Annotated in this window: 17 protein-coding genes; 11 read left to right on the top strand and 6 right to left on the bottom strand. The window is 61.9% G+C overall.

Annotated elements, in window-relative coordinates:
- Positions 1 to 4: 4 nt before the first annotated feature.
- Genes ureE through ureG form a run of 4 tightly spaced genes read left to right on the top strand, consistent with a single transcriptional unit; the run spans position 5 to position 2,358 of the window.
- Positions 5 to 484: an urease accessory protein UreE gene (ureE, locus tag ACP6KB_RS14200; protein WP_442107450.1), complete on the top strand. Its 480-nt coding sequence runs from the start codon at positions 5 to 7 to the stop codon at positions 482 to 484.
- Positions 485 to 505: 21 nt separating this feature from the next.
- Positions 506 to 1,051: a HupE/UreJ family protein gene (locus tag ACP6KB_RS14195; RefSeq protein ID WP_442107448.1), complete on the top strand. Its 546-nt coding sequence runs from the start codon at positions 506 to 508 to the stop codon at positions 1,049 to 1,051.
- Positions 1,051 to 1,725: an urease accessory protein UreF gene (locus ACP6KB_RS14190; RefSeq protein ID WP_442107446.1), complete on the top strand. Its 675-nt coding sequence runs from the start codon at positions 1,051 to 1,053 to the stop codon at positions 1,723 to 1,725. Before ACP6KB_RS14195 ends, ACP6KB_RS14190 begins: the two co-directional genes overlap by 1 nt.
- A gap of 12 nt (positions 1,726 to 1,737) precedes the next feature.
- On the top strand, positions 1,738 to 2,358 hold the full coding sequence (gene ureG, locus ACP6KB_RS14185) for an urease accessory protein UreG (RefSeq protein WP_442107444.1): 621 nt from the start codon (positions 1,738 to 1,740) through the stop codon (positions 2,356 to 2,358).
- 78 nt (positions 2,359 to 2,436) lie between these two features.
- Here ureG and ACP6KB_RS14180 read toward each other — a convergent pair whose 3' ends face one another.
- Complete coding sequence (locus tag ACP6KB_RS14180; RefSeq protein ID WP_442107442.1) at positions 2,437 to 4,665, bottom strand: C1 family peptidase; 2,229 nt, start codon at positions 4,663 to 4,665, stop codon at positions 2,437 to 2,439.
- A gap of 67 nt (positions 4,666 to 4,732) precedes the next feature.
- Positions 4,733 to 5,059, bottom strand: a complete 327-nt coding sequence (locus ACP6KB_RS14175; protein ID WP_442107440.1) for a cupin domain-containing protein — start codon at positions 5,057 to 5,059, stop codon at positions 4,733 to 4,735.
- A 72-nt stretch (positions 5,060 to 5,131) separates the two neighbouring features.
- Between ACP6KB_RS14175 and ACP6KB_RS14170 the strand changes: the two genes are divergently transcribed.
- From ACP6KB_RS14170 to chrA, 5 genes are all read left to right on the top strand, one after another.
- Positions 5,132 to 7,036: a M14 family metallopeptidase gene (locus ACP6KB_RS14170; RefSeq protein WP_442107438.1), complete on the top strand. Its 1,905-nt coding sequence runs from the start codon at positions 5,132 to 5,134 to the stop codon at positions 7,034 to 7,036.
- 83 nt (positions 7,037 to 7,119) lie between these two features.
- Entirely contained in the window at positions 7,120 to 8,121 is a 1,002-nt protein-coding gene (locus ACP6KB_RS14165) for a response regulator transcription factor (RefSeq protein WP_442107436.1), read from the top strand.
- Between the two features lie 82 nt (positions 8,122 to 8,203).
- Positions 8,204 to 9,946: an amidohydrolase gene (locus tag ACP6KB_RS14160; RefSeq protein ID WP_442107434.1), complete on the top strand. Its 1,743-nt coding sequence runs from the start codon at positions 8,204 to 8,206 to the stop codon at positions 9,944 to 9,946.
- Between the two features lie 96 nt (positions 9,947 to 10,042).
- On the top strand, positions 10,043 to 10,783 hold the full coding sequence (locus tag ACP6KB_RS14155) for a TorF family putative porin (RefSeq protein WP_442107432.1): 741 nt from the start codon (positions 10,043 to 10,045) through the stop codon (positions 10,781 to 10,783).
- Positions 10,784 to 10,884: 101 nt separating this feature from the next.
- Entirely contained in the window at positions 10,885 to 12,078 is a 1,194-nt protein-coding gene (gene chrA, locus ACP6KB_RS14150; protein ID WP_442107430.1) for a chromate efflux transporter, read from the top strand.
- On the opposite strand, the gene ACP6KB_RS14145 is transcribed toward chrA, so the two are convergent.
- The 4 genes from ACP6KB_RS14145 to ACP6KB_RS14130 all read right to left on the bottom strand — a co-directional run bounded on the left by ACP6KB_RS14145 (position 12,071) and on the right by ACP6KB_RS14130 (position 15,583).
- Positions 12,071 to 13,963, bottom strand: coding sequence for a tetratricopeptide repeat protein (locus ACP6KB_RS14145; protein ID WP_442107428.1), 1,893 nt, complete (start codon positions 13,961 to 13,963; stop codon positions 12,071 to 12,073). The two genes, chrA and ACP6KB_RS14145, sit on opposite strands and share 8 nt — an antisense overlap.
- Positions 13,964 to 14,047: 84 nt before the next feature.
- Positions 14,048 to 14,344, bottom strand: a complete 297-nt coding sequence (locus tag ACP6KB_RS14140) for a DUF7693 family protein (RefSeq protein WP_442107426.1) — start codon at positions 14,342 to 14,344, stop codon at positions 14,048 to 14,050.
- Between the two features lie 33 nt (positions 14,345 to 14,377).
- Complete coding sequence (locus ACP6KB_RS14135) at positions 14,378 to 14,764, bottom strand: hypothetical protein (RefSeq protein WP_442107424.1); 387 nt, start codon at positions 14,762 to 14,764, stop codon at positions 14,378 to 14,380.
- An 84-nt stretch (positions 14,765 to 14,848) separates the two neighbouring features.
- Positions 14,849 to 15,583: a hypothetical protein gene (locus ACP6KB_RS14130; RefSeq protein ID WP_442107422.1), complete on the bottom strand. Its 735-nt coding sequence runs from the start codon at positions 15,581 to 15,583 to the stop codon at positions 14,849 to 14,851.
- A 124-nt stretch (positions 15,584 to 15,707) separates the two neighbouring features.
- Between ACP6KB_RS14130 and ACP6KB_RS14125 the strand changes: the two genes are divergently transcribed.
- Both ACP6KB_RS14125 and ACP6KB_RS14120 read left to right on the top strand, forming a co-directional pair.
- On the top strand, positions 15,708 to 16,265 hold the full coding sequence (locus ACP6KB_RS14125; protein ID WP_442107420.1) for a MarR family winged helix-turn-helix transcriptional regulator: 558 nt from the start codon (positions 15,708 to 15,710) through the stop codon (positions 16,263 to 16,265).
- Positions 16,266 to 16,270: 5 nt separating this feature from the next.
- Positions 16,271 to 16,951 carry an MOSC domain-containing protein gene (locus ACP6KB_RS14120; RefSeq protein ID WP_442107418.1) on the top strand — a complete coding sequence of 227 codons (681 nt, stop codon included), beginning with the start codon at positions 16,271 to 16,273 and terminating at the stop codon, positions 16,949 to 16,951.
- Positions 16,952 to 16,978 lie beyond the last annotated feature (27 nt).

The following is a 16,978-nucleotide window of genomic DNA, read 5'->3' as shown; positions in this document are numbered from 1 at the left end:
GAGCATGATTGTTTTGACCCGGCGCCTGGGCGAACCCGCCCAGGTAAGCGGCACGCTAACCCTGACACTCGACACGCGGATCAAAAGCCGGGTGCGCGTCACCCTCGACGATGGCCGTGAGGCCGGGCTGATGCTTGAGCGTGGGCAGTTGATTCGCGGTGGCGATCTCTTGGGTGACGAGCAGGGTAGCGAAGTCATCCGTGTGCTGGCCGCCGATGAGCAGGTGTCGACAGTGCGCTGCGCTGATGCGCTGTTGCTGGCGCGGGCCAGCTATCACCTGGGCAACCGTCACGTGCCGTTGCAGATCGACGCCGGCATGGTCCGTTACCAGCATGACCACGTGCTCGACGAAATGGTCCGTGGTCTTGGCTTGCAGGTCACCGTTGAACAGGCGCCGTTCGAGCCTGAGGCGGGCGCCTATCAGAGCGCACCGCACAGTCATTCACACAGCGATCACCGTTTTGTACGTGTGGCCCAGCACTGATTACCAACAAGGAGATTACTGATGAAAAAAGCCTTTGCCCTGGCGCTGTTGCTGGTTGCCGTACCGGCGTTCGCCCACCCCGGGCATGACAGCAACCCGTTGCAGGATGGCTTGCTGCACCCGCTGACGGGTGTCGATCACCTGCTGATGTTGCTGGGCACCGGGGTGCTGGCGGCATTGACCGGTCGCACATTGGTGCTGCCGTTGCTCACGCTGTGTGCGATGTTCGGCGGCGCCTTTCTCGGTCATGTGTTCGGTGGGGTGATCGGCATGGAACAGATGATTATCGCTTCGCTGCTGGTGGCTGCCACGGCCTTGCTGCTGCCCAGCCGGCAACTGTTGCTGGCCCTGGCGATGCCGCTGTTCGCCCTGTTCCACGGCTGGGCCCATGGCGTTGAAGCCAGCCCCGGTGCCTTCTGGTTGTTCAGTGCCGGCTTTGTCACTGTCAGCGGCCTGTTGCTGCTGGTTGGCTTTGGCGCGGGCTGCCTGCTGCGTCAACACAAGGGTCTGCAAAAAGCCTGTGGCGGTGGTCTGTTGGCCGGCGCTGCGCTGGTGCTGGCGGGCTGATGAGCAACGACCTGAAACTGCTGCGCTTGCTGCAGTTGGCCAGCCCGAGCCTGCCGGTCGGTGGGTTTACCTACTCGCAGGGCCTGGAGTGGGCAGTAGAAGCCGGTTGGGTACAAGGCGCCGAAGGGTTTCGCCGCTGGCAGTTGCAGCAGTTGCACGACACCCTGGGCTGCCTCGACTGGCCTGTGCTGGCGCGCCTCTACCAGGCTTGCCTGGCCGAGGATGCCGAGGCCTTCGCCCGCTGGAGCCAGTTCCTGCTGGCCAACCGCGAAACCGCTGAACTGCGCCTGGAAGAACGCCAGCGCGGCATGGCCCTGGCGCGGCTGCTCGATGGTTGGCAGTTGTGCCAGTCGTCTGCTTGGCGGGCCAATGTCGAGTTGAGCCAGCTGGGCGGTATGGCCTGGCTGGGGGCGCATTGGCAGATCCCGCTGCGTGATCTGGCCCTGGGCCTTGGTTACGCCTGGCTGGAGGGCGCGGTGATGGCCGGGGTCAAGCTGGTGCCGTTTGGACAGCAAGCGGCGCAGAGCCTGTTGCGTGACCTGAGCGAAGCGCTGCCCGCCGTGTTGCACAGTGCCCTGGAATTACCTGACGACGAACTCGGCGCAGGATTGCCACTGCTGGCGATTGCCTCGTCGCGACACGAAACGCAGTACACCCGACTATTCCGATCCTGAGGAACATGCTCCATGCAAAGCTATCAACAACCCCTGCGTGTCGGTGTCGGCGGACCGGTCGGTTCCGGCAAGACCGCGCTGCTCGAAGCCCTGTGCAAAGCCATGCGCGATCATTACCAAATCGCCGTGGTCACCAATGACATCTACACCAAAGAAGACCAGCGCATTCTGACCGAAGCCGGTGCCCTGGCCCCCGAGCGCATTGTCGGGGTGGAAACCGGCGGTTGCCCGCACACGGCGATTCGCGAAGATGCCTCGATGAACCTGGCCGCGGTGGAAGAGCTGGCACGCCGGTTTGGCAACCTTGAAGTGATTTTTGTTGAAAGTGGCGGCGATAACCTCAGTGCCACCTTCAGCCCTGAACTAGCCGACCTGACGGTGTATGTCATTGATGTCGCCGAAGGCGAGAAGATTCCGCGCAAAGGCGGGCCGGGGATCACCAAGTCGGACTTTCTGGTGATTAACAAGATTGACCTGGCCCCCTATGTCGGCGCTTCGCTGGAGGTGATGGAGAAAGACACCCAGCGCATGCGTCCCGAGCGGCCCTGGACCTTTACCAACCTCAAGACCGGGCAGGGTTTGCAGCGGGTCATCGACTTCATTGTCGAGCGCGGCATGCTCAAACTCCGGTAGGAGCGGGCTTGCCCCGCGATTACGGTTTGTCTGTCTCACCGCATCGCGGGGCAAGCCCGCTCCCACAAGGGGTAACCCTTAATAGTCCAGCCACTCAATCGGCCCGATCAGCTGCTTGCCGAGTATGCGCATCAGCACAAAAGTGAGTATTTCGATGTTGTTATCGAACGAGCCATGCGTCGCCTGTATCTGCTGGCCGTCGTGGGTGGTGCGCACCCAGGGTGACTGCCAGACACGCAAGCGATCGGGTTTGCTCGGCCAGTTCGCCTGCCACTGTTGCACGCTGGGCAGGCTGCTGGCGTCCCACTGGTCCTTGTCGTTGACAAACGCCGGTTGCAGTGCGCGGGCCATGCCCAATAGCGGCTGTTTGCGCACATCCTCCAACGCCCGCGAAACCAGATACAGCAACGACTTGCCATAGGCCGGAAGCCTAGGGGACGGCAGGCCATCGGCCTTTTCATCTTCATCGCGCAATACGTCGAGCCAGAGCTGGTTGAGACTGAGCACCCCGGTGACTTGCGCGTTGAGGTAGTGCTTCAAGGCAAACTCACTGGAACAGGCGGCGGCAAACAGTTCGCAGCTTTGCACCTTGACCGGCAGCGCGGGGAGCTTGCCCAGCAGATCGAGCAGGTGGCCCAGCAGAATCGAGCCGGCCGAGTGGCCAACCAGGTGCAGCTCCAGTTTGGCCCCTTGCGCTTGCAGGTCAGCGGCCAGTGCTTGCAGGGCCTGGCTCAGTAGATCGAGGCCGTGGCCGGGTTGGCTGCTGTCGCGGGCATTGTTGCGCATCTGCGACCAGATACCGGTGCCGAGCACATGGCCGAGCGCTTCAACCGCGCGGTCCTTGGCCTCGCTGAGGGCATCATCGAGGCCGGCAACCCGTTCATCCTTGCCCCCGAAGAGTTTGCTCCACCAATCGGCGGCCATGTTCGCCAGGGTTTCGCCGGGGCCGGTTTTCCAGGTCATGAACAGCGGGTAAATGCCGTTGGCCAGAAAGTACGGCGCCAGTACGCGGATGCGTTGAATCGAGGCGTCTTCATCGTTCAGCCCGCCGTGGGCGTAGATCACCAGGCGCAGGGTTTTCTTCTGCGCTTGCGTTTGTAGCCAGGCCAGTGGCCGCTCACGCACGGTCTCGTGCACCAGACCCGCGCGGTCCAATGGGCCACGGGTGAAGTCGGTCGGCACGATTTCGCCGTCATTGCCGGTCACCAGGGTCAGTTCGTAAGCCCGCGGCGTGCTGACCGGCTGGTAGCGCGGTTCGTTGAACGGGTGATCGAAGGGCCAGGGATCGTCCACCGGGTTGGCCGGTACCCGCGCCGAACGATCAAGCCCGGTCAGTGAGCGCCCCGAACCGACGCGAAAGGCCGAAGACACCTGATCGAACAATTCCAGCTTGCCCGGCTTGAGGGCGCGCGGGTCCGAGAGTTGTTGCGGCACACCGAGCGCGCAGGCCCAGGCATCGGTGCCGTGGATGACCCAGTCTTCATACGGCAACACGGCAAACCCGGAACGGCCCCAGCGTGTGCCCCAGGAGTTCTGCACCACAAAGCCGCGATGGTCGTAGCCGACAATGGCAAAGGCATGTCCGCCGAGTGAGCCGGGCGATTTGGCGGGCGGTATCAGCGGCAGGCTGTCGAGGCTGTCGGGCACCGCCGTGGCGCGCTTGTGCATCAGCGTTTCCCAGCCGTCGTGGACGCTGGCCGAAACGTAGACGGCGCCGATGTTGAGAATCGCCGCTTGCAGGTCGACCACGGCGTTACGGTTGATGCGGTAGTACACGCCCAAGGGTCTGCTCGCCGCGTCGGTATTCCATTGCGGCAGGGGCCGGACAAAACCCTCGCTGGAGAACGGCCAGTGCTGTTCGCTGCAGACGCCGTGTTTGTGCCAGCCCTTGAGTGCACCGCGGCAACTTGAGCCTTGATAGTCGTCACCGGGCCATTCGTCATAACGTCGCGCCAGTTCGTAGAGCATGCGCGGGCTGACGGCGGCGAAGCTGCCGGTGCCGCCAAAGGTCAAGTGGCGCAACCACAGTAGGTAGTTGACCACACAGGCCAGGCCGAAGCCGGTGCAGGCGCCTTCGTTGCCCTGATCGAGCACCAGCCCTTGGGCCACGTAGCTTTTCAGGTAGGTGGTCAGGTCGGCTTGCACGGGCGCGCACGGCGGCAGTGAACGCAGCGGCGGGGTGTAGGGCAAGTCGCGAAAGTCCAGGCGGTCGGGGCGGGCGTCAAACAGCCGCCCGCTGATGGGCGTGCGGCTGACGGCAGCTTGGGCGGCGGGGCGCTTGACGGCTTTGCTGGTTGATTTGCTCATGCGCTTCTCCTTGCAATGTGAGGGGTTACGTCACAGCACTGCCACGCCTTCGTCCGCGCGAGGGCGTTCACATCTCACCAAAATGCACCGCCAGCCATACGGTGGCGCGGTGGGGGGCGGTCCATTCGACCCGGTGCCGGCAATGGGCAGGAATCTCGACAAAGTCACCGGGCTGCAACACCCGTGAATAATCTTCATGTTCCAGGCGTAGTCCGGCCGCGCCTTTGAGTAGCAGCACCCATTCGCACTGCGGCTGGTCATACCAGAACCCCGCAGGGCTCGCCTGGCCATGGGAGACGATGCGTTCTATACACAAACCGGGGCGCGCCAACAGTTCGTCGAAGTGTTCCTCGGCCTGATCGCAGGGAAGTGGGCTGAACAGGTTGTTGAGCATCGAAGCATGACCCTCGTCTGCGGACCCATTGTGGTCTATCGTGGCTGCTGCCACTCATGATAGGGAATCATCATGAAACACTCGCTTTTGCAGCCGCTGTCTGTCGCCCTGTTGCTGGCTACTGGCGTGCCGGTACTGGCCGCACTGCCCAGTGCGCCATCGTATATCGATGATAGCGCCTACCTGGAGGCAGCCAAGACACGCATTCTGCCGCCGATGTTCGAGCAGGCGCTAACCAGCACTCGCTATATTGCCAAGGCCGACAACCCGCTGATTACGCTAGCTGAAGCCAGCGACTTCAACCAGACCAGCGACTACCTGCAGACGCGTGACTACCTGAACAAGCTGGTAGCTGCTGCCGGCGGCAGCATTGTTTTGCACGACCTGCCGGAGAAAACTGCCGAAGGCCATGCGATGGTCATGGCCATTGCCTCACTGGAGGTCGACAAGTCGCCGGCGGGCTTGAACGAGTCGGGCAAGCCGACGATTTTTGTCGAGGCGCAGATCCATCCCGGCGAAGCGAATGGCAAAGACGCCATGTTCATGCTGCTGCGTGACATGACCACCGGCGACAAGCCTTTGGCGAGCCTGCTGGAAAAGGTCAACATCCTGTTCATTCCTACCGTCAACATCGATGGCGACCTGCGCCGCAGCGCCTATGGGCGGATCAATCAGAACGGCCCGCAGCAGACTGGTTGGCGGGTCAACGGTTTGAATTACAACCTCAACCGTGACTTTACCAAGCTCGACAGCGCCGAGATCCGCAACGTCGCCTGGGTGTTCAACACCTACGACCTGAGTTTTTTTGCCGACACCCATTCCACTGACGGCGCCATGTACCCCTATGACAGTTCTTACTGTCACAACGGAAACGGTTGGTCGCCAGCCAGCAGCGCCTGGATGGATAACGTCATGCACGCGCCGGTGTACCAGGCATTGCAGGCGGACGGGCATGTGGTCCACGAGTGCATCAGCCTCAACGACAACCAGGACCCGACCCAAGGCTACTACCCATACCGCAGCGATTTCGCGCGCTTCTCCAACCAGTACGGAGACATTCGCAACGTTCCGTCGATTCTGATCGAGCAGCACGCCCTGCATCCGTATCGCACCCAGGTGCTGGGCAACTACGTGATGCTCAAGGCCATGATCCAGGTGATTGGCGAGCAATCGGCCTCGCTCAAGGAGGCCATCCGCCAGGACCGCGAGCGCCTGGAAAACCAGCAGGAGGTGATCCTCACCTGGAAGCCGGGCAAGGCCCAGACCACGCCTTTTATCGTTGGTGACTACCGCTACGAACAGTCACCGATCACCGGCGCCAAAACCATCGTCTGGAGCAACAAGCCCAAGTCATTGACCGTACCGGTGACCGGCAATACCGAGCCGGACCTGGTGACCAAGCGCCCGCAGCAGTACGTGGTGCCCGGCCAGTGGCGCGAGGTGATCGCCCGGCTCAAGGCCCACGGTATCCAGATGACCACCCTGGACAAAGCCACGGCCATTGAGGTGACTCTGTACCGCATGGACGAGGTCAAGGTGGCCGGTGGTTTCGAGCCGGACCGTGCGCAAGTCAACCAGATTCCCGGCTATGAAGGACGCTTGCCGGTCAGCGGCGTGGCCAAGCCGTTCCAGCGTTTGCAGACCTTTCCTGCAGGCTCGGTGGTGATCGACCTTGACCAACCGTTGGGGGTGTTGGCGATCAATTTGCTCTATCCGCAAAGCCCTGATTCGTTCTGGGCCTGGGGCTTTTTCAACTCGACCCTGGTGGTTGCCGAGGAACCGGAGGAATACGTGATGGAGCCCATGGCGCGCAAGATGCTCGCCGAAAGTCCGGAACTCAAGGCGGAGTTCGACAAGAAGCTCAAGAGCGACAAGGTTTTTGCCGCCAGCCCCCCTGCGCGCCTGCAGTGGTTTTACCAGCGCACACCGTTTTATGACGTGAATGCGTTTGTGTATCCGGTGGGGGTGGTGTACTGATAGCCATCGCGGGGCAAGCCCACTCGACGCTGTGGGAGCGGGCTTGCCCCGCGATGGCAACCACAACAACAAGAGAGTCCCAGATGCTCGCCGCAGACCTGCCCATGACCACCCTCAAGGCCTTCAATCAGTGCGTGCTGGCACTGGCGCGCTTGGCCAGAGAGGAGGGCGGTTCACACTTCATTGCCGATGGCTTGCGCGCGTTTCGCCAGGTGGTGCCATTCGCCTCGGCCTGGTGGGGCGAAATGTCGGCGGCCGCCGACCGTGTGCCGATGCAAAGCTGGATGCATGGGCGCATCGACCTGCCCGCAGCGTTTGCCAGCGAATGGCGCCAGGTCGCAGGGCAAGACAGCTTTGCTCACGACACCCTGGCAAGGCCCGGCCGGGTGATCCGCGACAGTGAATTCACCGATCCGGTCGAGGCGGTCAATGACTTTGCCCGGCGTTACGACCTCTATCACCTGATGAGCATCACCTTCGAGCTGCCCGAAAGTGGCCTGAGCTTTTTTGTCTGTGTGTACCGGGGCCACCAGGAGCAGGCCTTTACTGCCTGCGAAGAGGGCTTGTTCGACGCTTATTGCGCGCACCTGCTGCAGTCGTGGCGGTTCCAGGTCCAGGACATGATCCGCCTCGACACTGGCAACGGCGCCACTGACTTCGGTGTGGCCCGCCCGGACGGCAGCCTGCTGTACGTCGGTGCACGCCTGTGCGCGGCCATCGAGCGCGAAGTGCCGGGCTGGGATGGCTCGTTGCTGCCGCCGGAGGTCATCGCGCAGTTGACCAAGGCACCCTGTGTGATGCGCCTGGGCCGCTGCACACTGACCCTGAGCCCGAATGCCGAGCATGTGATTCTGTCGCTTGAGTCTCAAGCGCCGGGTGTAATGCTGGCACCGCGTGAACGCACGGCTGCCATGCTGTTTGCCGCCGGCCATTCCTACAAGGAAATCGCCCGCATGTTGTCATTGAGCCCGGCCACAGTGCGCACCTACCTGCGCAATTGCTACGTTCAACTGGGGGTCAAGAGCAAGGTGGAACTGGGCACCGCCCTGCGCTCGGCCGCGCCGCTGGCCGAGAAAATCGCCTGACCCTCCTCATTTGCAGAGGTCCGTTCTTGTGTAGCGCGCGATAGGGTAAGCCCAGAGCCGATAACAACAAGAGAGTGTTCCGATGCAACGATTGATTCCCACGCTGTTGGCCGCGTCCCTGGCCTGTGGTTCCCTGCCGGCAATGGCCGCCGCAGACCTGGTGCTGTTCAACGGCAAGGTGTTCACCGCCGAGCCGGGACAGGCCTTGATGCAGGCGGTAGCGGTCAAGGACGGCAAGATCCTGCAAGTGGGCAGCGACGCGCAGATCACCGCGCTGGCTGACGCCAACACACAACGGATCGACCTGGGTGGCAAGGTGCTGATGCCCGGGATGATCGACACCCATAGCCATCCGGTCATGGGCGCGATGGCCAGCCTCGGCGCCAACCTTGCCGATGAAGTCAAACCGCTGCCGGCACTTGAGCAATGGATACTGGCCGAGCTCAAGGACGGCCGTGGTCGCGCCGGTGATGTCATCCTTATTTCCGGGGTGAGTTCGGCGTACTGGGAGAAGAGCCGCGAGCTGGGGCAGGTGTTCAATCAGGGCCGGTGGGCCGACCAGCCACTGGTGCTCAGCGGCATCGACGGCCACACCGGCTGGGCCAACAGCGCCATGCTTAAACGGTTGAAGATCGATGCCGCACTGGTCAAAGGCATGTCCGAGCAAGACCGCAGCTACGTTGGCCATGAGGCAGACTTTACCCCGAACGGTTATTTCGCCGAGTCTCGCTGGGACAGCGTGCGCAGTCAGGTGCCGGCGGCCAGTGAGGCGTTCATGCTCAAAGCGACCCGCGAGGCGGTGCGCATCAATAACCAGTACGGTGTCACCGCCTGGATGGACGCCGCCGCCAACGCGGGCAGTGATGATTCGTTGTTCGACTTCAAACCCACCGAGCAGAGCGTTGGTGTGTTGCCGCTGTACCGGACCCTGGCCGAGAAAGGCGAGCTCAGCGCCCATGTTGCGGCGTTGTTGATCGCCAACCCCAAGAGCCGGCCGGCAGACCTAGAGGTGCTGGCCAAGGTGGCGAAGTCCTTCGAGGGGGTGCCTAACTTGAGTTTCCCAGGCATCAAGGTCTTCGTTGACGGCGTGCTGGAATACCCAGGGCAGACGGCCGCCATGCTGGAACCCTATAAAAACAGTCAGAAGAACGGCCAGTTGCTGATTGAGCCTGAGCATTTCGGCGAGTTGGTGGCAGCCGCCGAGCAGCGTGACTGGATCGTGCACATGCATGCCGTGGGGGACCGGGCAGTGCGTGAGTCGCTCAACGGTGTGGCCTATGCGCGCACACTCAACGCAGCACCCCGGGCGCACAGTATCAGCCACCTGCAAGTGGTCGATCCGGCGGACTTCCCACGCTTCAAGCAGCTGGGGGTGATCGCCTCCATGCAAATGCTTTGGGCCACCGCCGAGAACTACACGGAGGAGCTGGTCAAACCCTACATCAGCGCTGCGGCCTACAGCCACCAGTACCCGGCCAACTCCCTGCAGCACGCCGGGGCGACCATTGCCGGGGCCAGTGACTGGCCGGTGTCCAGCGCCAACCCATGGAACGCCATTGCCCAGGCCATTACCCGCACAGGGCCGCTGGGGGTACTCAATGCCAAGGAAAGCGTCGACCGTCAGGTCATGTTCCAGGCTTACACCCTCAACGCCGCGAAAACCCTGCGCCTGGACCAGCAGATCGGCTCACTGGCGCCTGGCAAGCAGGCGGACCTGATCGTGCTGGATCGCGATGTGTTCAACGTCAGCAATGAAGAACTGTTCGACACCCAGGTCCTGAAGACCTTCTTCGCCGGCAAGCAGGTTTACGCCCCGGCTTCCTGACCCGCAGCTTGACCCTGCCTGGCACCTTGCACTGCAGGGGGCCGGGTTTCGCCTGCACGTTTTTTGCCCGTAGACCTATAACAATAAGGCTTGTGTATGAACGCACGCACTCTGATTTCCCTGGCCAGCCTGATGTTGGCGCCAATCAGCAGCCAGGCCCTGACCCTCAGTGATGACCTGTCGCTGGAGCTGGAGCTCACCAGCGTCAGCGACTACCGCAGCCGCGGTATCTCCCAGACCCTTGGCGACCCGGCGCTGCAGGCCGGCGCCACCTTGATGCACAGCAGCGGCCTGTACCTTGGGGCCTGGACCTCGAACGTTGATTTCGGTTTTGACTTCAAGACCCGTCAGGAGCTGGACTACTACGCGGGTTGGTACTGGCAGGCGAGCGACGCCATCAGCCTTGATGTCGGCTACATGAAGTACACCTATCCCAAGGAGGGGCAGTTCAACCTCAGCGAGGTGTATGCCGTGCTCGATCTTTACGGGGTGCAACTGGGGGCCTTGTACTCCAACGACACCCCGAACGTCTTTGGCCAGGATCAGGACACCCTGTATACCTACCTGGGTTACAGCTTCGCCTTGCCGGGCGAGGTGGGCCTGGCGCTACGGGCCGGGCGCAACGATGTAAAAGACCCCGCGTACTGGTCGGCCAGTGGCGATGACCGGCAGGCCTATTACGAGTGGGAAGTAAAGCTCACCCGTGAATTCGTCGGCGTTACCTGGGGGCTGAGCTATATCGACACCGACCTGTCGAAAAGCGAATGCCTGAGCTGGTATGGCTATGACGACCTGTGCTCGGCAACCGTGGTCGCCAGCGCCAGCAAAACCTTCTGACTCGGTAGGAGCGGGCTTGCCCCGCGATTTGATGTGACTGGTCCAGAGCAATCGCACAGGTTCGTGTATTGTTCGAGGCGTGTTTTTCAGAAGAACAGTCCATGGCCCTCAACCTTGCTTGCAGCCCCAGGCAGATATTCCTCATCTTCCTGCGCCTGGGTTTGACGTCTTTCGGCGGGCCGGTCGCCCACCTTGGCTTCTTTCGCGAGGAGTTCGTCGGCCGCCGCAGATGGCTGAGCGAGCGCAGTTACGCCGATTTGGTGGCGCTCTGTCAGTTCCTGCCGGGTCCGGCCAGCAGTCAGGTCGGGATTGCTCTGGGGTTGTCGCAAGCGGGGTACCGTGGCGCCTTGGCGGCCTGGGTTGGTTTTACCCTGCCATCGGCCCTGGCGCTGACGCTGTTCGCCTTGGGCCTTGCCGGGTTCGCGGATGCCTTGCCTGCGGGGGTGCTGCATGGGCTGAAAGTCGCCGCCGTCGCGGTGGTCGCCCAGGCAGTCTGGGGCATGGCACGTAATCTGTGTACTGACGCTTCGCGGCTGTCGCTGATGGCCGTTGCCACCTGCCTGGTGCTGCTGGTGCCCTCGGCCTGGGCGCAGGTGGTGGTGATTGCCCTGGCCGCGCTCATCGGTCTGGTGATGTTCAAACCAGCACAAACGTTGGCGCACGAGCCGCTGCCTATCGGCATCAGCCGTGGCGCCGGTGCTGGCTGGCTGATGGTGTTTCTTGCTTTGCTGCTGGGGCTGCCGCTGCTGTCTGAACTGTGGCCGAGCCAGGCCTTGAATGTGTTCGATGCCTTCTACCGTACCGGCTCGCTGGTATTTGGCGGCGGCCATGTGATGTTGCCGTTGCTGCAGGCGGAAGTGGTGCCCAATGGCTGGGTGAGCAACGCGACCTTTGTTGCGGGCTACGGTGCCACTCAGGCGGTACCGGGGCCGTTGTTTACCTTCGCTGCGTTTCTCGGTGCATCGATGCCGGCACCGTTGTCTGGCTGGTTGGGTAGCCTGCTGTGCCTGGTGGCGATTTTCCTGCCGTCGTTTCTGCTGGTGTTTGCCGCGCTGCCATTCTGGGAGCAGTTGCGCACCAATATGCGCATGCAAGCGGCCATGCAAGGGGTCAACGCGGCAGTGGTCGGCCTGTTGCTGGCAGCGTTGTATCGACCGGTGTGGACCAGCGCGATCCTGCAGCCAAGCGACTTTGGCCTGGCGCTGCTCGCGCTGGTGGCGTTGCTGTTCTGGCGCGTGCCCGCCTGGCTGGTGGTTGTCGGGTGTGGCGCAGCCGGTGGATTGTTTTTTAGCTGACCTCCAGGCCCATCATGACAAAGTCGCGCTGCTGGCGGCTCTGTTTGTGTTGCAGCGACAGCATGCAGTAGCCGTTGTAATGGGTTTTGAAGGCGTTGAAACCCTGGTTACTGCCTTTGTTGGTCTGGCCGTTGATGCCGTAGTGTTCGAATTGAATGTTGATGTCGCAGTGATCGTGCAGATCGAGGACCTGTCCTTGTACCGTCAACAATAACGTGCCGGTATCTGACAGGTTCAAGGCATTGACGGCATTCTTGAAATTGCCGAGGCGTTCATAGCACTTGAAAATCAGCGGCATGGGCGCACCATCAAGATCGATCACGCCGATGCCGATAGGGTCATTACCCGGTTTCGGGATGTAGTGTTGGGTGCCGTTATAGTCAAGCAGGTAGGAAATGTCGTCGAACACCGTGATGGTCAAGGCGATGGTTCTGTGCCAGCCGATGTCGATCAGGCCGATGCAGTCGTTGATGTCGTAGTTTGCCAGGGTGCTTTGCAGATGCCTGACCAGCAACGCGGCACCGAGCGGGTCGCCCTGTACTAACAGACTCAAGGCCAGCCCCTGCTGCGCCAGGCTGTTGTCGGGTGTCTGCGCCAGGCATTGGCGAAACAACGCCTGGGCTTCGTCGTATTCGCCAAAGAAACGCTTGATTTCGCCTTTTTGTGACAGCGCCTGCGGCAACTCAGGCTCAAGCAACAGGCAAGTGTCAATGTGCTTGGCCGCCTGGAGCCAACCGTTCTGGTTGAACAAGCAAATACTCAAGTTGAGGTGGGCCGAGCTGAAGTCAGGGGCGGCGTTGACGGCCTGTTCGAAGTAACCAGTGGCTGCCTGGTAATCGGCTTGCATCAGGCAGCAGACGCCGAGGTTGTAGAGAATCACCGCGTCTTCGGGTTTGAAGTGATTGGCTGATTTGAGCAAATCCAGGGCGCGGCGGTGATCACCTTTCTCGCCGAGGCATGAACCTTTGATGGCGAATGCGTAGGCCGAATTCGGGTACCTGGCCAAGGCTTTGTCGCAATAGGCGATGGCTGCGTCGAGCTGGTCGCTGGCGTGCAGAATGGCTGCGCACTTGGTAAACAGCGCTTCGGTTTCCAGCAGCGTCGCCAACTCCTGGTAGAGGGTAATCGCGCGCTGATGATCGCCGATGTCCAGATACGCCTGGGCCTGAGCGATTTTCGCCTGCAGCGTGTCGAGGATCTGCTCTTCGCCGATGCCGATGATATCGACGAAGTCTTTGCTGGAGCGGGCGACGCGGTTAGCGGTCTTGGTATTGAGCAGGTCCAGCACTTCCTGCTTGTTGATGTAGCCACGCCGTTGCCGACGCTCGCCGGCCAGGCGGTAGAGTTCATTGAAGCAGGATTCGACATCGATCAGCATACCGCTCGCCAGGCCCCAGGCTGCCAGCGTGTACTTGATGACCTGTGGCAGATTGCTTTCTGGAAGCTCATTCACATACCAGGTCGCGGGAATACTGGCGCTGCCTTTGATCTTGTAGCGTTTGAGCAATGTGTCGAAGTCTTCGCGCACTTTGGCTTTTGTCGCGTCACTCTCCAGCGACTGTTCAACCTCGCGGTATTGACTGAGGTAAGTGAGCAGCGTTTTCAGGCTGTTATCGGTTCGTGAACCGATCAGCGTCTTGTCCGGCCCCATGTGCCGCTTGGCCATCGGCACACTGAGGGTGGGGATCTTTACCTGCAGAGCCATCTTGCGCGACGCATGGAGCAGGGTGAAATCATCATCGGTTTCGATACCCAAGGCCTGGAAGCTGGCGTCACCAAGATGCTGGGCAAGGTAGTACAGGGCACACAGATCCTGGTAGACGAAACCGCTGGAGGCATTGGCGCCACCGGTTTTCGCTTTGCTGAAGTAGTTGCTGGCGTCCATGTACAGAGCGGCTCCTTGGGGCAATGCGCGATCGAGGGGGCGATCCTAACATCCGCGCGTTGCTCCGTAGTACTGAACTGCAGCTCACTGCGCCTTGAGCAATCGCTCGATCTGCGCCATTTCCCAAGTGCTGAGCAAACTCACCGGGTCGGTGCCATAGCGCTGCCAGGTGTCGGCTGAGCCCTGACGGCCATCGGGGTGCAGGCACTGTTCACAGTGGTGCAGACGGTTGCCTTCGAAGTCCAGCAGCAGTTGCCAGCCTTCGATCTCTACCTGCACCTGACCGCTCGCCGCTACGGGGACTGGGCGGCCCATCAGGCGCACGCCGAGGGCGACGTCGCGCAATTGCTGGTAAACCTCACGGGGCGAAAGGGCGGACATCGGTACACTGTTCCTGTAAAGGGGAATGGGCGCTCAGGTATCACGCAGCAGGTCGTTGGCATCCAGCAGCCGGTAGGCAATCTCCGGCTGGCGCTCAAGGGCCCGGCGGATCGCGGCGGGAATGTTTTGCCGGGTCTTGCGGCACAGGCCCGGTTGCTCGGCAAGCTGGATGTTGAAGCCGCGCATGGTGCGCACTTCGTTGTCACTGGGGCTGATCTGCAGGCGGATGCCGAGGTTCTCGAAGAGCTTGCGCTGCATGTGCTCAAGGTCAGCCAGGCTCTGCAGGTTTTCCAGACGCTCCAGCAGACGCTTTTCCTCCTGGCGCGTAAGCAGCAGGATGCGCGGGTCCTGCAGCGTGTCACGGCCGCAATCGCAGGCGCCGGGTGGGCAAGGGGAGCGGGTTGGCAAGGAGGCGTTCATGCTTTGCAGCATAGCGACCCGCAGGGGCTTTTGCCCAGAGGCGCGCCGCGACGGGGCGTCGGGCGGCGCGCCGGTTGGCGAGGCTTACTCTTGCTTGAGTTTCCAGGTGCCTGGCAGCGACAGGTCACCGGAGCTGATGTCCCACACACTGCTGACGCACAGCAGCGGGTCGTGCAGGTCAGCATTGACCTTGAGTGCGGCAGTCACACCGTCATAGTTGAAGCGCTGCGGGAAGCCCACTGCCGCCAGCGGCACACTGATCTGCGCGGCATTCTTGTCCACGCTCAGGGCGTAGCCGGGGGAGTCGATGTAGATCGGTGCGCCAGGCCAGGTGGCCGGCAGTTTCGGTTGTGCGCCTTTAGGGATGTCACGCACTTTCAGGCCGCTGGGGCCGCAACTGGCGTCCTTGCTCAGCACCACCCAATGGGAATGCCACAGGCCGCCGTCGTTGTCGGTTTTGCCGTCGCGGTTTTCATCGAGCTGTGGGGTGTCATCGAAGTCCGGGTGAGAGGTCAGCGCCAGGGCGAGGATGCCGGCCTTGGCCTCGAAGCCGACGCTGCTGCTGTCCAGGCTGGTGGGCCAGACATAGCTGTAGACCTCGGCACCGGCGAATGCGCCTTTGGCGCTGGGCAGGCGGCTACCGGCCTTGCCGTCGACCAGTTGTTCGAACACCAGGTTGTCGCCTTGTTTGAAGACCCGAGTCTGAACCAGGTCGAAGGCCGCTTCGGCATTGCCTTTGGCGCTGCTGATACCGGGGGATTCGTGGGCCCAGACCTGGGTGGCGAGCAGGCTGAGGGTGAAGGCGAGGGTGCGTTTCATGGTAGGGCTCCTGTGGGCATTTGGTTTCGAATCGATACCAAATAGCCTAAGCTCATCCAGGTCTTTGTCAATATAGTTTTTATTCGATACTATCTATCGACCCTATCAATCGAGGCCAGCTGCCGTGTTATTCGATCTGTTGGAACGGCTGTCGAGCCTGACCCGCGTCTGGTTCCGCCAGCACCCGCTATTGGCCGACCTGCAGCCGATCCAGCTGAGCGCCTTGCTGTACCTGGCACGCTGCAACCGTTACTCCAACACGCCGTTGGCGGTCACCGAGTACCTGGGCCTGACCAAGGGCACGGTGTCGCAATCGCTCAAAGCCTTGGAGGCCAAGGGTTTGATCGTCAAGACCCAGGACCAGGCCGACAAACGCAGCGTGCACCTGAGCCTGACCGAAGCGGCCCGGGCATTGCTCGCGGCGGTGATGCCGCCGGATTTTCTCGTCACCGCAATGGCGCGAATGGGTACCGATGCGCAAGCGCTGGAGGGTTTGCTCAGCGACTTGCTGCGCAGCATTCAGCGCAGCGAAAACGTGCCGGGCTTCGGCCTGTGCAAGACCTGCCGCTTTCACCGCCAGACCGCCAGTGGCGGCTTTTGCGAATTGACCCAAGAGCCGTTGACGCCCCCTGAGCGCGAGCTGATCTGCCGCGAACACCAACTTGCCGAACTGACGGAGTGATACCCATGAAGCTTGACGCTGTCTTGACCGGTAAAGCCGTGCCGTTCACCCGCCCGGGATCTTCCAGTGCAATTGCCAAGCAGCCACGCAGTGGTGAGGTGGCGGTGACCGAACTGGGGCTTGCCGGTGACGAGCAGGGTGACCTGCGTGTGCACGGAGGCAAGGACAAGGCGATCCATCATTACCCGCGCGAGCACTACGCGCTGTGGGCGGCTGAGTTGGGCGAGCATCCGTTACTGCAGGCGCCAGGCGCGTTTGGTGAGAACCTCAGTACCCGCGGCTGGACCGAGCATACGCTGTGCCTGGGGGATCGCCTGCGGGTGGGTAGCGCGTTGCTGGAAGTGTCCCAGGGGCGGATGCCGTGCTGGAAACTCAATGACCGTTTTCAGGTCAAGGACATGGCCCTGCGTGTGCAGCAGACTGGCCGTACCGGCTGGTATTACCGGGTGCTGGAGGAGGGCGTATTGGCCGCAGGTGCTTCGTTCGAGCTGATCGAGCGACCGCATCCGCAGTGGTCGGTGGCGCGCTTGTCGTCGGTGTTGTTCGACAAGCGGGTCGACCTTGAGATTATTCGTCAGTGTTTGGAGTTGCCGCTGGTGCCGTCGTGGCGACGGACCCTGGAGCGGCGCCTGGAACAAGCCGTAGTGGAAGATTGGGCGCCGCGGTTGCAGGGGCCGTTGGGGTGAGGTTTATCGCGGGGCAAACCCGCTCCT

This window comes from Pseudomonas sp. NUPR-001, from assembly GCF_052147955.1.
In the GTDB taxonomy this organism is placed as follows: domain Bacteria; phylum Pseudomonadota; class Gammaproteobacteria; order Pseudomonadales; family Pseudomonadaceae; genus Aquipseudomonas.
Note: the sequence above shows the minus strand (reverse complement) of the source record. Positions and strands in the feature narration are given on the sequence as shown.

What these genes read in the sequence shown, in the direction of transcription:
- ACP6KB_RS14175 (WP_442107440.1), bottom strand. Translation starts at nt 5,059, where the DNA reads ATGCTCAACAACCTGTTCAGCCCACTTCCCTGCGATCAGGCCGAGGAA.
- ACP6KB_RS14180 (WP_442107442.1), bottom strand. Translation starts at nt 4,665, where the DNA reads ATGAGCAAATCAACCAGCAAAGCCGTCAAGCGCCCCGCCGCCCAAGCT.
- ACP6KB_RS14130 (WP_442107422.1), bottom strand. Translation starts at nt 15,583, where the DNA reads ATGAAACGCACCCTCGCCTTCACCCTCAGCCTGCTCGCCACCCAGGTC.
- ACP6KB_RS14140 (WP_442107426.1), bottom strand. Translation starts at nt 14,344, where the DNA reads ATGTCCGCCCTTTCGCCCCGTGAGGTTTACCAGCAATTGCGCGACGTC.
- ACP6KB_RS14165 (WP_442107436.1), top strand. Translation starts at nt 7,120, where the DNA reads ATGCTCGCCGCAGACCTGCCCATGACCACCCTCAAGGCCTTCAATCAG.
- ACP6KB_RS14145 (WP_442107428.1), bottom strand. Translation starts at nt 13,963, where the DNA reads ATGGACGCCAGCAACTACTTCAGCAAAGCGAAAACCGGTGGCGCCAAT.
- ACP6KB_RS14195 (WP_442107448.1), top strand. Translation starts at nt 506, where the DNA reads ATGAAAAAAGCCTTTGCCCTGGCGCTGTTGCTGGTTGCCGTACCGGCG.
- ACP6KB_RS14190 (WP_442107446.1), top strand. Translation starts at nt 1,051, where the DNA reads ATGAGCAACGACCTGAAACTGCTGCGCTTGCTGCAGTTGGCCAGCCCG.
- ACP6KB_RS14155 (WP_442107432.1), top strand. Translation starts at nt 10,043, where the DNA reads ATGAACGCACGCACTCTGATTTCCCTGGCCAGCCTGATGTTGGCGCCA.
- ureE (WP_442107450.1), top strand. Translation starts at nt 5, where the DNA reads ATGATTGTTTTGACCCGGCGCCTGGGCGAACCCGCCCAGGTAAGCGGC.
- ACP6KB_RS14160 (WP_442107434.1), top strand. Translation starts at nt 8,204, where the DNA reads ATGCAACGATTGATTCCCACGCTGTTGGCCGCGTCCCTGGCCTGTGGT.
- chrA (WP_442107430.1), top strand. Translation starts at nt 10,885, where the DNA reads ATGGCCCTCAACCTTGCTTGCAGCCCCAGGCAGATATTCCTCATCTTC.
- ureG (WP_442107444.1), top strand. Translation starts at nt 1,738, where the DNA reads ATGCAAAGCTATCAACAACCCCTGCGTGTCGGTGTCGGCGGACCGGTC.
- ACP6KB_RS14170 (WP_442107438.1), top strand. Translation starts at nt 5,132, where the DNA reads ATGAAACACTCGCTTTTGCAGCCGCTGTCTGTCGCCCTGTTGCTGGCT.
- ACP6KB_RS14120 (WP_442107418.1), top strand. Translation starts at nt 16,271, where the DNA reads ATGAAGCTTGACGCTGTCTTGACCGGTAAAGCCGTGCCGTTCACCCGC.
- ACP6KB_RS14135 (WP_442107424.1), bottom strand. Translation starts at nt 14,764, where the DNA reads ATGAACGCCTCCTTGCCAACCCGCTCCCCTTGCCCACCCGGCGCCTGC.